The following is a 20,482-nucleotide window of genomic DNA, read 5'->3' on the forward strand; positions in this document are numbered from 1 at the left end:
CTGGGCATGGTATCCATCCACGTCGGGCAGCCTCGGCCGCCCGGGGGCCGGCTGTGGACAACCCCGGCTTCGCCCCGAGAACCGTCGGTGGTCCTCCGTAGAATCGACACCGGGGGCCGGAGGCCACCCCGGCACGCGCCCCGGAAGCGGGCCGCTGCGGGTGGAGGTGCGTGTGGCCGGCCGCCTCCCGCTCGTGGGCCGTCGGCCGCGTGTCGAGACCATCTGCTGCCCCGTCATCGCCGCGGGCGCGCTCGCCGTCGCCGGGTTCATCCCGGCGCTCTTCTGGGCGATAACTCATCCCGAAAGGCCCGCCGTGTCCGATCCGGACGTGGCGGGCCTTTCGTCACAGTCACCAGGACCCGGTGACGGTGTTCAGGAATGAGTTCCACCCTGTCGAGGACAGCCCGATGACCGGTCGGTCGGCGCGAACGTCCTTGCTGTCGCGTACCAAGGTGGTATCGACGGCGAACTTGACCTCGACGCAGGCTCCTCCGGAGGCGCCGGAGTAGCTACTGACGAACCATCCGTCCCGGTCGTGTCCCGGCACCGTGACATGTTCCTTGATCAAACCGTCTCCTTGATGCATCGATGGATCGTTCCTAGTGAGTCCCGGCCGCTCAACGTGCGTTGGAGTGCGTCGTCGTAACTCTTGGCGATGTCTCGTACCTGGTCGGGATCGTCGATGAGACCCCAGGTCGTGACCGTCTCCTGCCAGACCACTGTGGGCAGTCTAGGACGTTCGAAGTCGATCAAACACATGGTGGAGGCTCCGAATAGGACAGATGCGGTGGCCGTGAACGGGATCACCCGTACCTCAACGGTTTCCGGATGTTCCTCGATCACATCGGCGAGATGCTCGAGCTGGCGACGAAGCACCGCCGGCCCGCCGATCTGTTGCCGAAGGGTCGCCTCACCGATGACGGCCGTCAGGGGCAGCGGGTGGTCACCGTCGAGCCGTTCCTGCCGGCGCAGGCGCAGCTCGACGCGTTGGTCGACCTCGACTGAGCGGACGGTGACGGATGGTGCCATGATCGCTCGGGCATAGTCGCCGGTCTGCAGCAGGCCGGGAATGATGCCGCTCTCGTAGCACCGAACTCGAGACGCACCGAACTCGAGACCGAACAGACGCTGGAGCTCCCCGTCGAACAGCGCCGAGTAGCGCGACCACCAGCCGCGTTCCTTCGCCGCCGTTCGAAGGGCGAGCAGCTCGCGCCGCTCGTCCTGGTCGATGTCGAGAAGGTCGAGGAGTTTCGTCAGACTCTCCTCGGAAAGGACCTTGCGTTCGTTCTCGACGGCGGACCAGTAGTTTCGCGAGAAGCCCAGCTCCTCGGTGATGGTCCGGACGTTGATGCCCGCCTCGACGCGGCGTTCGCGCAGCCGGAGGGCAAGCTCCCAGCCCGCGACGACGGGCGACATGGGTGGCACAGCTCCTCCTCTCCAGAACGTCCGACGAAGATCGTAGGTTACAGCATCCTATACATCTCACCGCGACAGCATCAAGATAGTTGACTGGTTACCGTAACCGAATTACTGTCGGGAAAACGGCCACTGGGGAGGAACGATGGACCCGACATCGGGCTGGCGAGGATCCCATCCCCCACTACGACTGTCCCGCCCCGGCGAGCGAACTCCTCGAATCGGGCTGCTCCCGGCCCCGAGAGCTGCCGCTGCCCCACTCACCACCGCGCACTGCACGATCGTCGCGGTGGACATCGAAGGATTCGGGGACCTTCGCCGGAACAACACCAACCAGGCCCGGACTCGGCACGGGCTCTACGGGGCGATGCAGAACGCATTCGATGCCGCGTGCATCCCCTGGACTTCCTGCCGCCGAGAGGACCGGGGCGACGGCGTTCTCATCCTCGCGCCCGCGAGCGTGCCGAAGACACTGTTCGCCGACCGGCTGCCGGGCACGCTGCTCGACGCGTTGGTCCGGCACAACCGAACCCACCCCACCGAGGAGCAGATCCGCTTGCGGCTCGCGCTGCACGCGGGCGAGATCACCTACGACGACCACGGCGTGACCGCGTCCTCGATCATCCTCACCTATCGGCTCCTCGACGCGCCGGTCCTGAAGAACGCGCTCGCGCTGTCGTCCGGAGTCCTCGCCGTCGTCGGCTCGGCCTGGTTCTTCGACGAGGTCATCCGACACAGCGAGCTGAGCGGGGCCGCCTCCTACCGACCGGCCGTCGTCACGCACAAGGAGACCACCGCGCGGGCGTGGATCCGGCTGCTCGGGCCCGGCCCGCCGGACGGCGTCGGCACGGCCGAGCGCAGTGCGGTCGCGGCGCCCGGACCCGACGCCCCACAGGCGGCGTGGGGTCGCGACTGAGCTGGTCAAGCGGGTTGGGGTAGGGCGTGGGGCATCTGCCAGCCGGTCGCCAGCTGGGACGGGTGGATGTTCTCGCCGCCGCCGAAGAACTCGCAGAACTTCATGATCAGGGGGTCCCACGCGAGCGGGTCCACGTGGTTCTTCTCCGGGATCAGCAGCTCGACTGCCACGTGGGCGCGGACGACGGAGACCTGGAACGCGGTCGTCCCGGATCCCATCGGGTGGGCCGCGTCCAGCACGCATTCCAGCTGGATCGGGCATTCCGCGGCCCGCGGCGGCGACACCAGGTCGGACGGCTGCTCGGTCAGGCCGGCCGCCGCGAACTTGGTGCGGGAGTACGTGTAGCCCTTCGCCACCTTGTACGCCGGCACGTCCGGGCGGGCCGTCAGCAGCGCCAACCGGTCGACCGCGTCGACGAGCGTCGACGGCGCCAGGTTCAGCACGCACTCCCGCGCACGGCGCAGGTTCGCCGATGTCTGCGACGCGTCGCCCAGGCCGAGCATGCAGGACTGCCCCAGCCACCACGCCGACGACATCGGCGCGAGGTTGGCGGAGCCGTCCTCGTTGCGGGAGCTGATCAGCACGACCGGGGTGCCGAAGTACAGGACCTTCAACGGGGTTACGCGGTGCATGAGTCCCACGATGCCCAAGAGGAGCCGGCCGGGCTGGCGGGAATCAGCCGCGGCGTTCGTCCAAGTTGTACAGTCGGCGCCAGTTCTCGCGACTCGTCAGCTGGGGCACCGCGGCCCGGTACTCCTCACGCAGACCCGGCATCTCCGAGATCAGCTGACGGACGGCCCGCGCGGTCTGCTTGGCAAGCTTGACGGTGACCTCGCGATCGCGGCGCCGCAGCCGCACCCCACCCTGCGAGCCATCGGTGACCACGACCTTGTCGAACTGCGACACGTGCCACCACGTGGCGTCCTTGTGCGTCACCGCACCCACGCGATGCGCCGTGCGGCCCATCACCAGGTATGCCAGGCGCTTGACCATGACCAGCCGGTTGCGGCTCGGCTTCGGGCCGGCCTGCACCAGCGGGATCGAGCCCGACTTGATGCCGGGGACGTCCGAGGCGGGATGCATGATCGTGTCCGGGTAGCCGGCCCGCAGCGCGAAGATCTCCTTGGCCGCGCTCGCACCGCCGTCGTGCAGGAACCCCGGCCCGCGCAGGAAGTCCTCGACCGCCTTGAGGATCGTGGCGGCGAGCCCGTACTGCATGGTCAGCAGGTACCGGGAGATCCGCGACGTCACCACCCTGGCGATCTGCTTGGGGTCGATCTCCGCGTGCAGCGCGCTGACGATCATGGAGTTGCGGACCGCGAAGTACTCGTTCCACTTGTCCGCGTCCTTCCAGTCGAAGTCCGCGTGCCACAGGCCGGCGCCGGGCAGGGTCACCGTGGCGAAGCCGTTGCCCCGCGCCCGGTAGCCGTACTCGACGTCGTCCCACTGGAAGAACAGCGGCAGCGGCAGCCCGATCTTCGCGACCACCTCGGCCGGGATCAGGCAGGACCACCAGGCGTTGTAGTCCGCGTCCACCCGCCGGTCGCCGCGGTTGGGCTTGCCGGTCGGCACGCCGTCCTTGTCGAGCTCCTCGGCGAGCAGGTCGACGTCGTCGAGCGCGTTCTTGACCACCTTTCCCGGCACCAGCTGGGCGAAGTCGGCGTACTCGGCGCCGGCCAGCAGGCGGGTCGGATGCAGCAGCCGCAGCATCTGGCCGCCCACGATGGTCGGCTCGGGGGTGCGGTTGGCGAACGCGGTCAGCCGGACCGCGATCTCCGGCTCGCACAGCACGTCGTCGTCCATGAACAGGAGGTTGGCGTGCTCGGCCTGCTTGTTGACCCGGCCGGCCTCGGTGACCTCGTACATGCCGCGGCCGAACCCGCCCGCGCCGCCGAGGTTGGGCTGGCGCAGGTACCGCAGCCGCCCGTCGAGCGCCTTCTCGATGTCCGGGAACGCCGGCCGCGACGCGACCGTGTCGGTGCCCTGGTCGACCACGTAGATGGCGTCGAGCAGGTCGAGCGTCTCGGCGTCGCCGGCCAGCGACTGCAACGTCTTGGTGCAGTCGTCGGCGCGGTTGAACGTGCAGATGACCACCGCGGTGGGGCGCAGCCGGTGCGGCGGGGCCACGGTCCAGCGCAGCCGCTCGATGACGAGGTCGTCGTCGCCGGTGGCGAACTGGACCCACAGGAAGCCGCCGTCGACGAACTTGTCCAGCTCCGCGGTGAGCGTGATCCGGTCGCCGCGCAGGTCGGCCACGTCGCGGGCGGCGACCGTGCGGGTCTCGCCGTCGATGTCGGACGCCACCAGCGAGATGCGGCCCGACCCGGTGGCGGTGACCTCGATGTCGACCACGTCGACCACGGTCCAGCGCTGCCAGTAGCTGGCCGGGAAGCGCCCGAAGTAGGTGTCCGTGGTGACCTCGGAGCCGGCGTGCACGACCAGCCGCTGTCGCTCGCGGACCGCGTTGCCGAACACCACCTGCGCGTACAGGTCGTCCGGACAGACCGGGTCCGGCCCACGGAACAGGCCGCGCTGGGCCACCAACCGGCCGCTCGGCTCGTGCTCGACGAGTCGGGCGTCGCCCTCGGCTGCCGGCTGCGCGGGCGCTGCGTCGCTGGTGATCGGGCTGCTAGCGGGCATTCGAACTCAGTCCTCCACGGGGCATCGTCAGGCGAGTCAGCCTACCTGCGGCCGTGTGTCTGATCACTGTTAGGTCACGACCGGCCGGCCGGGCTGTACAAAGCCGGAAACAACCGCCACGACCGGGTCCACCGGACGCTCTTACAATCGCCCGACCGGAGTGGTCGGTAGTCGAGGACGCGAGAGTGGAAGCTCGATGAACTGGATCGACGCCGCGCCCATCACCGTCATGACCGTCGGGTGGGCGATCGTGCCCGGCCTGGTGATCAGCTATCTCATGGGCCTGCGGGGCATCGCGGCCTGGGGTTTCGCGCCGGTCACCAGCGTCGCGCTGATCACCTCGACCGCGGTGCTCGCCGAGCTGATCGGGGTCGACTGGTCGGTCGGGATCGTGCTCGTCGGCTGCGCCGCGGTGGCGGTCGTGGTCGGCGTGGGGGCGTTCCTGCTCCGTCGCAAGGCGTTCCTGGCGAGCGATCCCGATCCGCGCCGGCTGACCCTGGTCGCCGCGCTCGGCATGCTGCCCGCGCTGGTCCTCGGCCTGGCGACGATCGTGCGGTCGGTCGGCGCGCCGGACACGCTGTCCCAGACCTACGACGCGGTCTTCCACTACAACGCGCTCGCCCACATCGCCGACTCGCACCAGGCGTCCTCGCTGACCCTGGGCGCGCTCGGCAACCCGGACGTGCCCGGCGTGTTCTACCCGGCCGCCTGGCACGACCTGGCGTCGCTGGTGATGATGTCGACGGGCACCGGCATCCCGACCGCCGCCAACGCGGTCACCGTGGTCGCGTCCGTGATCCTGTGGCCGCTGTCCTGCCTGCTGCTGGTCCGCCAGCTGTTCGGCCGCAGCCCGGGGGCGCTGGCGATCGCCGCCACGGTGAGCGTCGGGTTCACCGCGTTCCCATGGGACCTGCTCGGCTTCGGCGTGCTGTGGCCGAACCTGCTCGGGATGGCGCTCGCGCCGGCCTGCTTCGCGGTCGTGCTCACGCTCACCGGCTGGGTTCGCGATGACGCGATCGGCCGGGGTCGCGGCTGGCCGGCATTGCTGGTCGCCCTCGTCGCGGCCGGGTTCGCGCACCCCAACGTGCTTTTCTCGATCGCGGTGCTGTCGATCTTCCCCATCGCGGCGCGGCTTGGCGTTCGCGCGTGGCGGCTGCACCGCCAGGGTCGCACGATACGCGGCGGGACCGAGGTGCTGCTGTTCCTCGTGTTCCTCGGTGGCGCCTGGTACTGGTCGGCCAGCACGCCGGTGCTGGAGAACACCCGCTCGCAGTACTGGCCGCCGTTCGAGACGCCCGCGGGCGCGGTCGGCGACGTCCTGCTCAACAGCACCAACGCGCACGAGGCGCTGTGGCTGCTGTCGGTCGTGGTGGTGCTCGGGATCGTCGCGTCGCTTCGGTCGCCGGCGCTGCGGCTGATCGTGGCCGGGCACCTGGTCACCGCGTTCCTCTACGTGCTCACCGCCGCGGTCAACCGGCCGGACACGATCAAGTTCACCGGCTACTGGTACAACGACTCGCACCGGCTGGCGGCGATGCTGCCGATCACCGGCGTCCCGCTCGCGGTCGGCGGCATCCTGTTCCTCGCGAAGAAGATCGTCGAGAGGGTGCCGGCCACAGCGGACGCACCCGGCTGGCGGCAGCGGCCGGCCCGGGCCCCGGGGATCGCCTCGGCGGGCATCGTCACCGTCGTGCTGGCCCTGGTGCTGGTCGTGGCGACCGGCGGGCTGTACCCCGACGAGCGGTACGACCGGGTGGCCATCGGCTACCACCCGCCCAAACCCGCGGTGCTGGTCACCAGGGACATGGAGAGGTTCTACGCGCGGATCGCCGACGAGATCCCCGAGGACTCGATCGTGGCCGGCAACCCGTTCGAGGGCAGCGCGATGCTGTGGGCCCTGGTCGACCGGGAGGTGCTCTTCCCACACTTCCGCGGCACCTACTCGGCCGAGCAGGCCTACCTCGCGGGGCACCTGGACGACATCGCCCGCGACCCGAAGGTCTGCGCGGCGGTCGACGACCTGCACGTCGACTACCTGCTGGTCGGCGGCGTGAAGTTCCGGAAGAACGACACGCAGTGGGACTACTTCAACGGCCTGCGCGACCCGGCCGGCTCCCGCGGCTTCGAGCTGGTCGACTCCTCCGGCCCCAGCAAGCTGTACAAGATCACCGCCTGCGACGAGAAGGACGGCGGCACCCAGCCCGCCGGCTGAGCCCGGTCAGGCCTTGCCACCGGCCTTCTCGCTGGTGCGACCCGGGCCGAAGACGTGCCTGGTCAGCGGGCCCACGCCGGCCCGGGAGCGCAGGGCCCGGGGCAGCATCGTCAGCGCGAACAGCCTGGACGACAGGTGTGTCCTGGCCACCCGGGCGGCCCGAGGCCAGCCGTGTGCGGCCATCCGGCCGGCGGTGTCCGCGAAGAAGTCGCCGGCCTCGACGAAGCGGGAGCCGTCGAACGCGGTGGCCGACGACTTGCTCGCGTCGTGCCGGCGGTACTCGAAGGCCGGAGTGTCGTCGACGACCAGCTTCTCGCCGGCCTCGACCAGCTCCATCAGCAACGCGAGATCCTGGATCACCCGCAGCTCGGGGCGGAACCGCACGTTCTCGAGCGCCGCGGCCTTCCAGGCCAGCGACGGGAAGTACAGCCAGTCGCCGCGCAGGAGGCTCACCGCGAGCTCCTCGCCCGCCATCACCGTGCGACCGTCGCACCTCGGCGCGTAGAGCCTGCGCTTGGCCTCGTCGACGAGGGTCCTCGCCGGCCGGCCGTCGCTGCCGATCACCCGGACGCCGGGTTGGATGATGCCCGCGTCGGGCACCGCGGCGTGGGCATCGAGGACCGTGCCGACGTAGCCCGGCAGCAGCCGGTCGTCGCAGCCCAGCAGCACGGCCAGGTCGTGCTCGACCAGCTCGAGACAGCGGTTGAAGTTGCCGGTGAGGCCCAGGTTCTCGGCGTTGCGCAGGTAGCGGACCCGGTCGTCGTCGATGGTGTCGAACCACGCCGGCACGACCTCCGGCCCGCCGCCGCCCGGGTTGTCGCCCGGGTTGTCGCCCGGGTTGTCGTCGACGACCGTCAGCCGCCAGCGCTCGTCGTGCTGGGCGAGGACGCTGCGCACCGCCTCCTGCATCAGCGCCACATCGCCGTAGTACGGCATGAGGATGTCGACGGTGGTCACTCGGACTTCTCCCGCTTCTGCTCGGCGACCTCCAGCTGCAGGATCGCGAGGTCCTCGGCGAGCTTGCGGGTCTCGTTCTCCAGCCGGGACACCTCCCACGACAGGTGCAGCACGACGCCGACCAGGAACAGGATGCCCACGAAGAACATCAGGTTGGTCGGCACCACGACGCCGAGCAGGTCGGCGAGTGCGGTGAGCAGGCCCGGGAACACCGTGAAGATCAGCAGGAGGATGCCGACGACGAGCCACAGCACGGCGTACTTCTCGCCGAGCTGGCGGCGGCGGAGCAGCTCGACGATGCCGGTGAGGATGAGCAGGCTCCCCACCAGCGCGATCAGATAGGTGCCGGTGTTCACGTCAGATGCCCTCCTCCGACCGGGTCGGCCGCCGCCGGCTCGGCCGCCGCCGGCACGTCCCACCTGCGGATGAGGGCGAGCAGCAGCGCGAACCCGGCGCGGAACAGGTAGATCATCGACTTGACCGGCCGGTGGCTGGGCGTGCCGCCGCGGCGGGGCCGCATGCGCGCCGGCACCTGGGCGACCACGCAGCCCGCGCGCAGCGCGATGACCAGCGACTCGACCGAGTCGCCCAGGTACTCGGCCGGGTAGTGCTCGGCGAACATCGGCAGCGCCCGGCCCCCGGTGGCCTTGAAGCCGGAGGTGGCGTCGGTGAGCCGGGTCTTCGCGATGCGCGACAGGACCTTCGACAGCACGACCATGGCCCACTTGCGCGGCCCCTTGACCTTGTAGTCGTCGGTGTCGTCGGAGAACCTGGCGCCGATGACGATGTCCGCGTCGGCGAGCTTCGCGATCAGCGCCGGTACCTCGGTGGGGTCGTGCTGGCCGTCGGCGTCGACCTGGATCGCGGCGTCGTGGCCGTGCCGCACGGCGTAGCGGAACCCGGCGCGCATCGCGCCGCCGACGCCGAGGTTGAACGGCAGCTCGAGAACGAGCGCGCCGGCGGCCCGCGCGACGGGCGCGGTGCGGTCGGTGGATCCGTCGCTGACCACGAGGACGGGGAGGTCGGGTGTCGCCGCGCGGATCTCGCGCACGGTGTCACCCACCGCCTGTTCCTCGTTCCAGGCCGGAACCACGATGAGTGGTCGCGCGGGCACCTTGCTGGACACGGGATCCAAGGCTAGCCCGGATTCGGGGCCACGCCGGAAACGCCCGCCGCCGACGGCGACTCGGCGACCATCGCCGGCCGGGTGCGCAGGGCCCGGTACAGCGCGGTGAGCATGACGGTGACCACGAGCGCCGAGCCCGCGAGCTGCGCGGCCACGCCTGCGCGGACGGGGTCGCCGGGCAGCGCCAGCAACGCGACGAGGACGACCGTGCCGGAAACCCAGGAGAGGGTGACGAGCTTGTGCCGGCCGAGCGCGACGAGGCCCGGCTGCAGCACCTGGGAGACCATCAGGCCGACCGTGCTGACCCCGAGGAGGCCGACGACCGTGCCGGAGAGCCGGACCTCGGCGCCGAAGAGCACCTGCACGGCCCACGGCCCGATGACGAACGACGCGAGCGCACCGGGCAGTCCGATCGCCGCGACGGCCAGCAGGATCAGCCGCAGCTTCGCCCGCACCGCGGCGTAGTCGCCGACGGTGGCCGCTCGGGTCAGCGACGGCAGCAGCATCGCCTGCACCGGGGTGAACAGGAACAGCGGGATCCGGGCGAGCACGAACGCCGACGCGAACGCGGCCGCGGTGCCGGCGTCCTCGGCGAGCCGAGGGGTGACCACGATCGGCGCCACGTTCATGACCACGAGCATCAGGACGGTGCCGCCGACGAGGAACGACAGCCTGCGGGCCATCCGGCCGACCGTCCCGGCCGGGGCGAGGTCACCCTCGACGTCCACCGGCTTGCCGGCCGGCCCGCGCAGCCACGGCAGCCCGGCGAGCGCGCCGAAGCCCGAGCCGAGCGCGAAGACGATCGCGAAGCCGACCGCGTTCGGTATCCCGCTGACCGCGATCACGACGCACGGCAGGATCCGGGCGACGCCCTCGAGGCCGAGGGTGGCCCCGTAGCCGGTGAACCGCTGCTGACCCCCGAGCACCCCGCGCACGACGTAGACCGCGGCGGACGTCGCGACGCTGATCAGCACGGCGACGAACAGGCCCCACTCGCCGCCGAGCGCGTCATTGGTGAGGATCGGCGAGATGGCGGCGAGCACGACGAGCACGGCCGCGAGCATGCCCGCGGCGAGCAGCCACGCGTTGCGGGCCACCGGCCCCACCCCGCGACCGGCGACGAGCTCCGCGCTCACCGAGCGGCTGGTCTCCTGCTCCAGCGCGGAGAACAGACCCGGCCCGATGATGTTGACCAGGAGGTAGAGGCTGGCCACGGCGGCCGCGTCGGCGGGCGGCAGCGTGTGCCCGGCCAGCGCCACGAACCCGTAGCCTGCGGCGCCGACGAGAGCGAGGCCGCCGCCCATGTGGAGCGCCGGGCCGAGTCGTCGTCGCACACCCGCCACCCGGTCACCGTAGAGAACACGCTGCTCCACGCCCCGGTCAGGGCTTGATCCGCAGGAGCCCGGCCAGCTCGCGGAACTCCTCCTCCGGATCGCGGCCGTCGAGCAGGCGGTCGAGGTTGCCGGTGCGGCGCAGCGTGGCGAACCCGTGCGCGAGCGACCAGGCGGCGAGCATCACCCGGTCGCCGCCGCCCGGGACGCCGGCCCTGAGCAGATCGCCGGCCCTGGCCCGTGCGGCGGTGAGCTCCGGATCGTCGCGGTGGTAGAGGTCGGGCCGGAACATCACCTCGAAGTGGGACGGGTGCTCCGCGGCGAACCGCAGGTAGCGCACGCCGAGCTCGCGCATGTCCGGCTCCCCGCCGAGCGCCTCGGCGAGGAGCGCGTTGCCCTGGGTCGCGATCGCGGTGAACAGTCCGGCCTTGTCCCCGAAGTGGTGCGCCGGCGCGGCGTGCGACACCCCGGCGACCCTGGCGAGATCGCGCAGGCTGACCGAGGCCGGGCCGCGCTCGGCGATGAGGGTCAGGGCGGCGTCGATGAGCACCGGCCGCAGGTTCCCGTGGTGGTACGCGCTCTTCGTCACCCCGCTGAATCTATCTTGTCAGTGACTAGATTTCCAGTTATCTTGTCAGTGACAAGACCTGACGAGGAGGACCGGATGACCGTCGAACTCGGCCTGGTGCGCCAGATGTGGCAGCTGCTGGAGCCGATTCACGCGACGCTGTACTACGCGCCCGAGGTGACCGCCCAGGCCGCCGGCCTCGGCTACCCGGTGGACACGAGGTGGCCGAGCTACTTCGCGCTGCGGTCGGCGCCGCTGGGAGCCGCCGGGCCGGAGCTGGTGGCGGCGACGTTCTACAGCTTCGACCCGGACATGGTGCGCGAGCACGTACCGGCGGCGTGGCGGGTGGCCGCCCCGGACAAGGTGCTCGACGCCCGGCTGCTCGGCATCGACCTGGCGCTGCGGGCGATCCTCGGACCGCGCATCGACTCCCCTGAGCTCGCCGAGGCCGCCGCGCTGGCCCGCGGACTCGCGGAGGCGGCGGTCGTCGCGGCCCGGCCGCTGGCCGCCGCCAACGCCGGCCTGCCATGGCCGGCCGAGCAGCACCTGGTGCTGTGGCAGGCCGCGACGATCCTGCGTGAGCACCGCGGTGACGGGCACGTGGCGGCGCTGCTGACCGCGGGCCTGGATCCGACCGAGTCGCTGGTGTCGTTCGCGGGCGTCGGCGCCGCCCCGGTGGAGGTGTTCGAGAGCCGTGGCTGGCCGGCCGGCGCGTGGCCCGCCGCGGTCGACCGGCTGGTCTCCCGTGGCTGGCTGGACCCGACCGGCGCGGCCACCGGCACCGGCCACGAGGGCCGGGACGAGATCGAGCGGCACACCGACGAGCTGGCCGCCGGGCCGTACCGGTCGCTCGGGACCCAGGCGGTCGGCCGGCTCGCCCAGCTCACCGCGCCGATCACGATGGCCGTGGTCGGGACCGGGATGCTGCCGCGACAGAGCACCCTGGGCATCGCCCGCAAGTAGTCTCACTGCTCGTGCGACACGTTGCGGTGATCGGTGGCGGCATCCTCGGGCTCGCGGTGGCGCGGGAGCTCAGCACCCGCGGTGACCGGGTGACGGTGCTCGAGAAGGAGGACCGCTGGGCCGGCCACCAGACCGGGCACAACTCCAACGTCGTGCACGCCGGGCTGTACTACGCGCCCGGATCGTTCAAGGCGCGCATGTCGGTCACCGGCAACCGGTCCATAGTGGACTTCGCGCGAGCCAACGACGTGCCGGTCGAGGTGTGCGGCAAGCTCGTCGTCGCCACCACCGACGGGGAGCTGCCCGGCCTGCGCGCCCTCGCCGAACGGGCCGAGGCGAACGGCGTCCCGGCGAAGCTGGTCTCGCCCGCGGAGGCGCACGAGTACGAGCCGGAGGTGGCGTGCGTCGGCGCGCTGCGGGTCGAGTCGACGGGGATCATCGACTTCGGCCGGATCTGCCAGGCCCTCGTCCGACAGCTGCCCGACGAGTCGCTGCGGCTCGGCACGCCCGCGCTCGCGATCCGTCCCGGCCGCACCGGCGGCGTCGAGATCGCGACCGGTACGGACATCGTCCGCGCCGACGCCCTGGTGAACTGCGCGGGCCTGCACAGCGACCGCGTGGCGCGGCTGGCCGGGCTCTCCCCGCGGGCGCGGATCGTCCCCTTCCGCGGCGAGTACTTCACCCTGCGCCCGGAGTCGGCCCACCTGGTGCGCGGCCTGATCTACCCGGTGCCCGACCCGACGCTGCCGTTCCTGGGCGTCCATCTGACCCGCATGCTCGACGGCAGCGTCCACGCCGGCCCGAACGCCGTGCTCGCCCTGCGCCGCGAGGGCTACCGCTGGCGCGACGTGTCGGGCCGCGACGTGTGGGAGACGCTGCGCTTCCCCGGTCTGTGGCGGCTGGCCCGCCGCTACCCGCGGACCGCGGTGGACGAGGTCGTCCGCTCGCTGTCGCGGCGCCGGTTCGCGAACAGCCTGGCCCGCCTGGTGCCCGCGATCGGCCGCGAGGACCTGGTCCGCGCCCACGCCGGCGTCCGCGCCCAGGCGCTGCTCCCGGACGGCTCGCTGGTCCAGGACTTCCTGATCGAGACCGCCCCGAACCAGGTGCACGTGCTGAACGCCCCGTCCCCCGCGGCGACCTGCTGCCTGGAGATCGCCAAGCACGTCGCCGACCAGGTCGCCTGACCGGCTCAGAGGTCGACCAGCTGGTGGCGCACGTGCTCGGCCTGCGGGGCGTTCAGGCCCAGCGCGAGGGCCCGCTCGTAGGCGGCGCGCGCGAGGTCGGGCCGGCCGGTGCGGCGGAGGAGCTCGGCGCGGGTGGCGTGCCACCACGGGTAGTCGGCCAGGCCGTCGAGGGCGTCGACCAGCGCCAGGCCCGCCGCGGCACCGTGCAGCTCGGCCACGGCGACCGCCCGGTTCAACCGGGTCACCTGGGTGTCCTGCACGGTCAGCAGCACGTCGTACCAGGAGGTGATCGCGGCCCAGTTCGTCTCCGGGTAGCGGGGCGCGAGGGCGTGGCACGCGGCGATCGCGGCTTGCACGACGTAGCTGTTCGGCGTGTCCGGCGTGCGGCGCAGGCCGGCACCGACCAGCTCGACGCCCTCCCGGATGAGCTCGGCGTCCCAGCGGGAGCGGTCCTGGTCGGCGAGCAGCACCTGCCGGCCGGCCGCGTCCAGCCGGGTCTCGCGGCGGGAGTCGTGCAGCAACAGCAGCGCGAGCAGGCCGAGCACGGTCGGCTCGTCCGGCATCAGCTCGGCCAGCAGCCGGGCCAGCCGCACGGCCTCCGTGGTCAGCGTGACCCGGACCAGGTCCTCGCCGGCGCCGGCCGCGTAGCCCTCGTTGAAGATCAGGTAGACGGTCGCGGCCACGCCCGCGAGACGGTCGGGCAGCTCCTCGTCCGCCGGCACCCGGTACGGGATCCTTGCCTGCGCGATCTTCTGCTTCGCCCGGGTCAGCCGCTTGGCCATCGTGGCCTCGGGGACCAGCAGGCCCCTGGCGACCTCGGCGGTGGACAGCCCGCCCAGCGTGCGCAGCGCCAACGCGACCTGGGTCTGCACCGCGAGCGTCGGGTGGCAGCAGGTGAAGACCAGGCGGAGCAGGTCGTCCCGGGCTGGTTCGTGGTCGGTGAGGTCCACGGACCCCGCCTCCTTGCCGGCGCGGCGGGCCTCCCTGCGCAGGATGTCGATCGCCCGCCGCTTCGCGGTGACCAACAGCCAGGCGCGCGGGTTGTCCGGCACGCCGTCGGCGGGCCAGGTCCGCAGCGCCCGCACGACCGCGTCCTGTGCGGCGTCCTCGGCGATGTCGACGCTGCCGGTGACGCGGATCAGCGTGGCCAGCACCCGCGTGCCCTCGTCGCGGACCAGCCGCGCGACCGCGTCCCCGGCGGCGCCGGCCGTCATCCGCCGAACGTGATGATCGGGCGGACCTCCACCGCGCCGTGCCACGCCGCCGGCAGCCTCGCGGCGACCTTGACCGCCTCGTCGAGGTCGGCGCAGTCCAGCAGGTAGTAGCCGGTCAGCGCCTCCTTGGTCTCCGCGTACGGGCCGTCGGTGGCCACGACGTCGCCGCCCTTGCCGCCGGTCACCCGGACCGTGGTCGCGGTGGCGGTCGGGTACAGCGCCTTGCCGCCCTGCACGACGGCGCCCGCCGCGGCCATGAACTCCCGGTACTCGGCGAGCTCGGCGGCCTGCTCGGGCTGGGACCAGTCGACGTCCGCGGTGTAGGTGAGGGCGATGTAGCTGGGCATTGGGGTGCTCCTACGAGGTTCGGGCCGGCGCTGTCCGCCGACGTCCACCCTAAGGACGAACGGCGACCCGTCGAGAAGGACAACCGTCAGCCGGGAACTCCGCTCAACGCCACCGCGGCCAGGAAGCCGGCCGTGGTGACCAGCGCGGTGACCGGTCCGCCCTCGTCGTGGGCCTCGGGCAGCATCGTCGACGCGACCATCGTCAGCACCGCGCCCGCCGCGAAGCCGCGGATCGCGCCGACCACCTCCGGCGGCGAGTGCGTCACCAGCAGGTAGCCGAGCCCGGCCGCGACCGCGGAGACCACCGCGATGACGAGCCACAGCCCGACGATCGCCCATCCGGAGCGCCCGGTCCGGCGCAGCCCGGCCGACGACGACAGCGACTCGGGGATGTTGCTGAGGAACACCGCGATCACGAACGTCGCGCTCACCCCGCCCGCGCCGGACAGCGTCGCGCCGATCGCCGCGGACTCCGGGATCCCGTCCAGCACCGCGCCCGCGACGATCACCATCGCGGCCGCGCTCGCGTGGTCGGCCGTCGCCCGCCTGCGGCGTGGCAGCCCCGTCCGGCTGATCGCCAGGTCCGCGGCGAAGAACACCAGGGCGCCACCGGCCAGCGCGGCACCTGCGACGAGCCCGCCGGACTCCGGCCACGCCTCGGCCACCAGGTCGAACGAGACCGCGCTGATCAGCACCCCGGACCCGAACGCCATGACCAGCGCGATCGCGCGGGTCGACCAGGAGGTGACCAGCGCCAGCACTCCGCCGAGCACCAGCGCCGAGCCACCGACGAACCCCCACAGCGCCGACTCGATCACTCGGCGACCGTAGCCCGCCGGTTCCCCGCCCACCCGACGGCCAGCGCGGCGACCCCGAACGCGATCGCGATACCGACCGACATCGTGATCACGTGCGGGTAGCCGCGCGGCCGCGGGTCGACGAACGGGTACGGGTACCAGTCCACGATCGCGCCGCGGACCAGGGTGTACGCGAGGTACGCCGCCGGAAAGATCAGCCACCACAGGCTCCGCACCACCGGGAACCCGCGGCGCGGCGGTACCAGCAGCCAGTCGACCACGAGCACCACCGGCATCACCTGGTGCAGCACCGTGTTCTGCCACGCCTCGAGCATCCCGAGGTCCACACCGGACAGCAGCAGCGCGAAGACCAGCCCGGTCATCCCGAGGTAGAGCGCCGCGGCGCCGCGAACCAGGTCCGGCACCGGCCGGACCGCGCCCACCAGGAGCACCCCCGCGCCGAACACGTTGCTCAGCACTGTGAAGTAGCTGAACAGGTTCGACGCCGAGGGCGACCGGACGGCCAGGTCCACCACGACGCCGAGGGTCAGCAGTCCGGCGAGGACCCGGTAGCTGGTGACGACGTGCCGCACCTGGTCAAGGTAGGCGCTACCGAGCCGACCCGCCTCTCGACGGGACGTAGTACAGCGCCAGCGCGCCGGCGATCAGGACCGCACCACCGACGCCCGCCGCGGTGAGCCGCTCGTCGTGGAAGGCGACCGCCAGCAGCGTCGCGGTCAGCGGTTCCAACATCGTCGCGAGCGCCGCCGCGGTCGCGCTCGCGTGTCGCAGGCCGAGGAAGTACGCGCCGTACGCGACCGCGGTCGGCACGACGCCGAGGTACGCGACGAGCGCCAGCACCTCCCCGGTCAGCGGCACAGCCATCCCGTACGCCAGCGCGAACGGCGCCAGGCACCCGCCGCCGACCACCAGGCCGACCGAGGTGATCGCGTCCTGCCCGGTCACCGGCCGCGCGGTGATCAGCGTGAGCACGGCGAACCCGGCGCCGGCGAGCACCGACATCCCGACGCCGCTCACCGTGCGCCAGCCTTCCGTGCCGCCCGGTGCGCCGGTGAGCAGGGCGAGCCCGGCGAGCGAGCCGGCGACGGCGGCCAGCGTGCGGTTGTTCGGCAACCGGCGTTCCCGCAGCGCGGTGGCCCCGGCGACGCACACCGGCACGCAGCCGACGGTGATCAGCGTGGCGAGGCTGACCGAGATCCGCGCGACGGCCACCTGGTAGGCGGCCTGGAACTCGGCAAGCAACGCGCCGGTGACGAGCAACCGGCCCGGGTGCGCACGCAGGAACCGGAACCCACCGGCACCGGCGACGGCGGTGGTCGCGCACACGCCGCCGACGAGCAGCCGGTAGGCCGCGACGGACACGGGATGCAGGCCGGCGGCGGAGGAGAGGATCGAGCCGGCGAGGCCACCGGTGCCCCACAGGATGCCGGCGAGGACGAGCAGCGCGGCCGAGGTCCGCGCAGGGGTGATCGACAGGGTGGTCAAGAGGAACGCTCCCAGGCGTCGAAGAGGTGCGAGGTCTTCGTCCGCGGGGCGTTCGCCCGAGCAGCATCAACCAGGCGTGACCCGTGGCCACGCCGTCAGCGACACACCCCGCTCAGGCGCGGGGTGGTGGTGTGACGGGAAACAGTCGATGCACGGTCGGCACGCTACGTGCCGACGCCTCCGGTTCGCGAGTGGATTAGTTCGGCGTCAGGACGTCGCGGCCGAGGAACGGGCGCAGCGCCTCGGGCACCCGGACCGAGCCGTCGGCCCGCTGGTGGTTCTCGAGAATCGCGACGATCCAGCGGGTGGTCGCGAGCGTGCCGTTGAGCGTGGCGGCGGTCTGCGGGCGGTTGTTCTCGTCGCGGTAGCGAACGGACAGGCGGCGGGCCTGGAACGTGGTGCAGTTGGACGTCGAGGTGAGCTCGCGGTAGCGCTGCTGGGTCGGCACCCAGGCCTCGCAGTCGTACTTGCGGGCCGCGCTGCTGCCGAGGTCGCCGCCGGCCACGTCGACGACCCGGTAAGGCACCTCGATCTTGGCGAGCATCTCCTCCTCCCAGGCGAGCAGCCGCGCGTGCTCGGCCTCGGCGTCCGCCGGCTGGCAGTAGACGAACATCTCGACCTTGTCGAACTGGTGCACGCGGATGATGCCGCGGGTGTCCTTGCCGTAGGAGCCGGCCTCGCGGCGGAAGCACGACGACCAGCCGGCGTAGCGGCGCGGGCCCGCGGACAGGTCGAGGATCTCGCCGGCGTGGTAGCCGGCGAGCGGCACCTCGGACGTGCCGACCAGGTAGAGGTCGTCCTCGGCGAGCTTGTAGACCTCGCTCGCGTGCGCGCCGAGGAAGCCGGTGCCGGCCATGATCTCCGGGCGGACCAGCACGGGCGGGATCATCAGCGTGAAGCCGTTGGCGGTGGCCTGCGCGGCGGCGAGGTTGAGCAGGGCGAGCTGCAGCTGCGCGCCGACGCCAGTGAGGAAGTAGAAGCGGGCGCCGGAGACCTTGGCGCCGCGCTCGGTGTCCAGCGCGCCGATCTTCGTGCCGAGGTCGAGGTGGTCGGCGGGCTCGAAGTCGAAGGTCGTGGGTGCGCCGACCTCCTTGAGCACCACGTAGTCGTCCTCGCCGCCGGGCGGGACGTCCGGGTGCACGAGGTTCGGCACCAGCGCGTGCAGCTCGGCGAGCTCCGCGTCGGCCTTCGCCTGGTCGGCCTCGGCGGCCCGCACCTCGGCGGCGAGCTCCTTGCCGCGGCCGAGCAGCGCGTCGCGGTCCTCGCCGCGGGAGCGCCCGACCTGCTTGCCGAGCTGTTTCTGCTCGGCGCGCAGTGTGTCGGCTCGGGCGACGGTGGCGCGACGGCGCTCGTCCGCGGAGCGCAGGGCGTCGACCACCACTTCGCTCTCACCGCGAGTGCGCTGGGATGCGCGCACCGCCTCCGGATCCTCACGCAGCGTCCTCAGGTCGATCACCGTGCGAGCGTATCCGGCCGTCCAGTTGGGTCCGCAATGTGATTCGACCCCTGCGGACCGGGCAAGCGCTGGCATCATGGACGCCGATATGGACAGCAGGTCTGGACGAGTCGGGTGGATGGGCTCCGCTGGGATCACCATGCGGACACGCTTGGTGATGGCCGGCGCCTTCATCGGGGCGCTGGCCGTGTTGAGCATGAGCGTGCTCTTTTCCTGGCCGGTGTCGGTGAACGGCGCGGCGGACACGGCCGCGGACGAGGCGGCCGCGGCGTTCGACTCGCCGAGCGGGACGTGCCTCGACTGGCCGCACGACGCGCCACAGAACATGCGGCGGGTGCCGTGCAAGCAGCCGCACACGTTCGAGGTGTCATCGAACGTCGAGATCGGCGGCGACTACGGAGCGAACTCGCCACCCCCGGCCGACGCGGACTGGCAGCAGATCGTCACCGACCGCTGCACGTCGGTCGGCGCGAAGTATCTGGGCGGCAAGCTGGACCCGTTCGGCAAGTACACGGTCGGCGCACTCAAGCCGACGGCCGAGCAGTGGCGCAACGGTGACCGCAAGCTCCGCTGCGGTCTGCAACGGGTGTCGCCCTCTGGCAAGCGTCTGCTGTCCACGACCGGCGCGGCGGCCGACCAGGACCAGTCGAACGTGCACGATCCGGGGACGTGCTTCGCCCTGGTGAAAGGCCAGGTCGGCGACCCGGTCGACTGCGGCGGCGCGCACGCCTACGAGGTCGTCGGCGTCGTGGACCTGGGCAAGGCGTTCGACCCGAAGACCTACCCGGCGGAAGCCGCGCAGCTGGAGAAGCTGGTCGACCTGTGCCCGCCGGTGGCGAACAAGTACACCGGGAACGCCGACCTCAAAGCCAACCAGCTGTCGCTGTATCCGGACACGCTGAAGAAGGAGAGCTGGGAGGCCGGCTCGCACCGGGTGAACTGCAAGGTGGGCGCGCGCGAGGCGAACGGCCAGCTGCGTGCGGTGCGCGGCAGCGTGAAGGCCGAGCCACTGCCCCCGGACAAGAAGAAGTCGTCCGGCGCTCCCTCGCCCAAGCCCGGCGGGTGACCCGTTGCCCGTGGTGATGAGCCGGCAACGGTTCGAAGAGCTGGTGGGCGACGCGTTGGACCTGATCCCGAACGAGTTCGCCGCGGCCATGGACAACGTGGTGGTCCTGGTCGAGGACCGCGATCCCGCGCATCCGTCGCTGCTTGGCCTCTACCACGGCGTGGCGCTGACGGAGCGCACGTCCAACTACGGCGGCGTCCTCCCGGACCGGATCACCATCTACCGAGAGGCGATCCTCGACATCTGCCACGACGAGGAGGACGTGGTCGAGGAGGTCGCGATCACCGTCGTCCACGAGGTGGCCCACCACTTCGGCATCGACGACGACCGCCTGCACGAGCTCGGCTGGGGCTAGACAGGCTTGGGCGTGTCTCCCAACTCAGCGGGTGAGGATGGTGTGGCGGACGCGGCGGCGGCGCCGTTCGCGTCGGGTCGATGGAGGTGAGCAGGCCTTGTCGGCCAGCAGATGGTCGGGACGTTGACCGGTCCACCTGAGGTCGTTGAGCAGGGGACCGAGTTGGGGGTTGTCGCCGGCCCGGCCGGGTGTGAGGGGCTCCTTTCGGCCGCTGCCGACCATGGTTGCGCCGGTGGCTTTCGATGCCGTGGTCGGTGTGCCCTCCCCGCGCCGGGAGGGCACACCTCGGGTAGCTGTTCAGCCTGAGTGACAGGTCGGCGGTGGTCGCCACCGGTGATCCACTACGGTTTTGATCATGGGGTCAGGCCGGGAAGCAGCACACGACGACGTCGTGTCGTTGTTGGCCGCCAAGGACGCCGAGATCGCGA

General features: G+C 71.8%; 21 protein-coding genes. 6 read left to right on the plus strand and 15 right to left on the minus strand.

Going from position 1 to position 20,482, the window contains the following annotated elements:
• Nucleotides 1–349 precede the first annotated feature (349 nt).
• Nucleotides 350–568 (minus strand): DUF397 domain-containing protein, encoded by a 219-nt coding sequence (locus GEV28_RS23050; protein ID WP_291414200.1) that lies wholly within the window; start codon nt 566–568, stop codon nt 350–352.
• The gene (locus tag GEV28_RS23055; RefSeq protein ID WP_291414201.1) at nt 565–1,416 is read right to left on the minus strand and encodes a Scr1 family TA system antitoxin-like transcriptional regulator; all 852 of its coding nucleotides are present in this window, start codon (nt 1,414–1,416) and stop codon (nt 565–567) included. The genes GEV28_RS23050 and GEV28_RS23055 overlap by 4 nt, the downstream gene beginning before the upstream one ends.
• A 289-nt stretch (nt 1,417–1,705) precedes the next feature.
• Between GEV28_RS23055 and GEV28_RS23060 the strand changes: the two genes are divergently transcribed.
• On the plus strand, nt 1,706–2,332 hold the full coding sequence (locus tag GEV28_RS23060) for a hypothetical protein (RefSeq protein WP_291414202.1): 627 nt from the start codon (nt 1,706–1,708) through the stop codon (nt 2,330–2,332).
• A gap of 5 nt (nt 2,333–2,337) precedes the next feature.
• Here the strand turns inward: GEV28_RS23060 and GEV28_RS23065 are convergent, their stop codons facing one another.
• Together GEV28_RS23065 and GEV28_RS23070 are read right to left on the minus strand one after the other, a co-directional pair.
• Nucleotides 2,338–2,964 (minus strand): flavin reductase family protein, encoded by a 627-nt coding sequence (locus GEV28_RS23065; protein ID WP_291414203.1) that lies wholly within the window; start codon nt 2,962–2,964, stop codon nt 2,338–2,340.
• 43 nt (nt 2,965–3,007) lie between these two features.
• A complete protein-coding gene (locus GEV28_RS23070) occupies nt 3,008–4,972 on the minus strand; it encodes a glycosyltransferase (RefSeq protein WP_291414204.1) in 1,965 nt (654 codons plus the stop codon).
• A 196-nt stretch (nt 4,973–5,168) separates the two neighbouring features.
• Here GEV28_RS23070 and GEV28_RS23075 point away from each other — a divergent pair, with 196 nt between their 5' ends.
• Nucleotides 5,169–7,184 carry a DUF6541 family protein gene (locus GEV28_RS23075; RefSeq protein WP_291414205.1) on the plus strand — a complete coding sequence of 672 codons (2,016 nt, stop codon included), beginning with the start codon at nt 5,169–5,171 and terminating at the stop codon, nt 7,182–7,184.
• A 6-nt stretch (nt 7,185–7,190) separates the two neighbouring features.
• On the opposite strand, the gene GEV28_RS23080 is transcribed toward GEV28_RS23075, so the two are convergent.
• The 5 genes from GEV28_RS23080 to GEV28_RS23100 are packed head-to-tail and all read right to left on the minus strand — an operon-like array spanning nt 7,191 to nt 11,187.
• The gene (locus tag GEV28_RS23080; protein WP_291414206.1) at nt 7,191–8,141 is read right to left on the minus strand and encodes a glycosyltransferase; all 951 of its coding nucleotides are present in this window, start codon (nt 8,139–8,141) and stop codon (nt 7,191–7,193) included.
• On the minus strand, nt 8,138–8,497 hold the full coding sequence (locus GEV28_RS23085) for a DUF2304 domain-containing protein (protein WP_291414207.1): 360 nt from the start codon (nt 8,495–8,497) through the stop codon (nt 8,138–8,140). Before GEV28_RS23085 ends, GEV28_RS23080 begins: the two co-directional genes overlap by 4 nt.
• Nucleotides 8,494–9,267: a glycosyltransferase family 2 protein gene (locus GEV28_RS23090; RefSeq protein WP_291414208.1), complete on the minus strand. Its 774-nt coding sequence runs from the start codon at nt 9,265–9,267 to the stop codon at nt 8,494–8,496. Before GEV28_RS23090 ends, GEV28_RS23085 begins: the two co-directional genes overlap by 4 nt.
• Nucleotides 9,268–9,278: 11 nt before the next feature.
• On the minus strand, nt 9,279–10,610 hold the full coding sequence (locus GEV28_RS23095; protein WP_291414209.1) for a hypothetical protein: 1,332 nt from the start codon (nt 10,608–10,610) through the stop codon (nt 9,279–9,281).
• A 37-nt stretch (nt 10,611–10,647) separates the two neighbouring features.
• On the minus strand, nt 10,648–11,187 hold the full coding sequence (locus tag GEV28_RS23100) for a TetR/AcrR family transcriptional regulator (protein ID WP_291414210.1): 540 nt from the start codon (nt 11,185–11,187) through the stop codon (nt 10,648–10,650).
• A gap of 75 nt (nt 11,188–11,262) precedes the next feature.
• Between GEV28_RS23100 and GEV28_RS23105 the strand changes: the two genes are divergently transcribed.
• Complete coding sequence (locus GEV28_RS23105) at nt 11,263–12,129, plus strand: hypothetical protein (RefSeq protein WP_291414211.1); 867 nt, start codon at nt 11,263–11,265, stop codon at nt 12,127–12,129.
• Nucleotides 12,130–12,140: 11 nt separating this feature from the next.
• Nucleotides 12,141–13,313 carry an L-2-hydroxyglutarate oxidase gene (gene lhgO, locus GEV28_RS23110; RefSeq protein ID WP_291414212.1) on the plus strand — a complete coding sequence of 391 codons (1,173 nt, stop codon included), beginning with the start codon at nt 12,141–12,143 and terminating at the stop codon, nt 13,311–13,313.
• 5 nt (nt 13,314–13,318) lie between these two features.
• On the opposite strand, the gene GEV28_RS23115 is transcribed toward lhgO, so the two are convergent.
• From GEV28_RS23115 to serS, 6 genes are all read right to left on the minus strand, one after another.
• Nucleotides 13,319–14,527, minus strand: a complete 1,209-nt coding sequence (locus GEV28_RS23115; RefSeq protein WP_291414213.1) for a DUF6596 domain-containing protein — start codon at nt 14,525–14,527, stop codon at nt 13,319–13,321.
• Entirely contained in the window at nt 14,524–14,874 is a 351-nt protein-coding gene (locus GEV28_RS23120; RefSeq protein WP_291414214.1) for a YciI family protein, read from the minus strand. The genes GEV28_RS23115 and GEV28_RS23120 overlap by 4 nt, the downstream gene beginning before the upstream one ends.
• Nucleotides 14,875–14,960: 86 nt before the next feature.
• Nucleotides 14,961–15,692, minus strand: a complete 732-nt coding sequence (locus tag GEV28_RS23125) for a ZIP family zinc transporter (RefSeq protein WP_291414215.1) — start codon at nt 15,690–15,692, stop codon at nt 14,961–14,963.
• The gene (locus GEV28_RS23130; protein ID WP_291414216.1) at nt 15,689–16,264 is read right to left on the minus strand and encodes a Pr6Pr family membrane protein; all 576 of its coding nucleotides are present in this window, start codon (nt 16,262–16,264) and stop codon (nt 15,689–15,691) included. The genes GEV28_RS23125 and GEV28_RS23130 overlap by 4 nt, the downstream gene beginning before the upstream one ends.
• 16 nt (nt 16,265–16,280) lie before the next feature.
• Nucleotides 16,281–17,177: a DMT family transporter gene (locus GEV28_RS23135; protein WP_291414217.1), complete on the minus strand. Its 897-nt coding sequence runs from the start codon at nt 17,175–17,177 to the stop codon at nt 16,281–16,283.
• 196 nt (nt 17,178–17,373) lie between these two features.
• Nucleotides 17,374–18,633 carry a serine--tRNA ligase gene (gene serS / locus GEV28_RS23140; protein WP_291414218.1) on the minus strand — a complete coding sequence of 420 codons (1,260 nt, stop codon included), beginning with the start codon at nt 18,631–18,633 and terminating at the stop codon, nt 17,374–17,376.
• Between the two features lie 139 nt (nt 18,634–18,772).
• Here serS and GEV28_RS23145 point away from each other — a divergent pair, with 139 nt between their 5' ends.
• Together GEV28_RS23145 and GEV28_RS23150 are read left to right on the plus strand one after the other, a co-directional pair.
• On the plus strand, nt 18,773–19,699 hold the full coding sequence (locus GEV28_RS23145; protein WP_291414219.1) for a septum formation family protein: 927 nt from the start codon (nt 18,773–18,775) through the stop codon (nt 19,697–19,699).
• A gap of 4 nt (nt 19,700–19,703) precedes the next feature.
• Entirely contained in the window at nt 19,704–20,054 is a 351-nt protein-coding gene (locus GEV28_RS23150) for a metallopeptidase family protein (protein WP_291414220.1), read from the plus strand.
• Nucleotides 20,055–20,482: the final 428 nt, after the last annotated feature.

The sequence above is a fragment of the Actinophytocola sp. genome, assembly GCF_009379765.1.
GTDB lineage: Bacteria > Actinomycetota > Actinomycetes > Mycobacteriales > Pseudonocardiaceae > Actinophytocola.

Bases quoted from the DNA above. Each gene is read 5' to 3' on its own strand.
- GEV28_RS23055 (WP_291414201.1), bottom strand. From the start codon at position 1,416: ATGTCGCCCGTCGTCGCGGGCTGGGAGCTTGCCCTCCGGCTGCGCGAA.
- GEV28_RS23065 (WP_291414203.1), bottom strand. From the start codon at position 2,964: ATGCACCGCGTAACCCCGTTGAAGGTCCTGTACTTCGGCACCCCGGTC.
- GEV28_RS23070 (WP_291414204.1), bottom strand. From the start codon at position 4,972: ATGCCCGCTAGCAGCCCGATCACCAGCGACGCAGCGCCCGCGCAGCCG.
- GEV28_RS23075 (WP_291414205.1), top strand. From the start codon at position 5,169: ATGAACTGGATCGACGCCGCGCCCATCACCGTCATGACCGTCGGGTGG.
- GEV28_RS23105 (WP_291414211.1), top strand. From the start codon at position 11,263: ATGACCGTCGAACTCGGCCTGGTGCGCCAGATGTGGCAGCTGCTGGAG.
- GEV28_RS23115 (WP_291414213.1), bottom strand. From the start codon at position 14,527: ATGACGGCCGGCGCCGCCGGGGACGCGGTCGCGCGGCTGGTCCGCGAC.
- GEV28_RS23120 (WP_291414214.1), bottom strand. From the start codon at position 14,874: ATGCCCAGCTACATCGCCCTCACCTACACCGCGGACGTCGACTGGTCC.
- GEV28_RS23145 (WP_291414219.1), top strand. From the start codon at position 18,773: ATGCGGACACGCTTGGTGATGGCCGGCGCCTTCATCGGGGCGCTGGCC.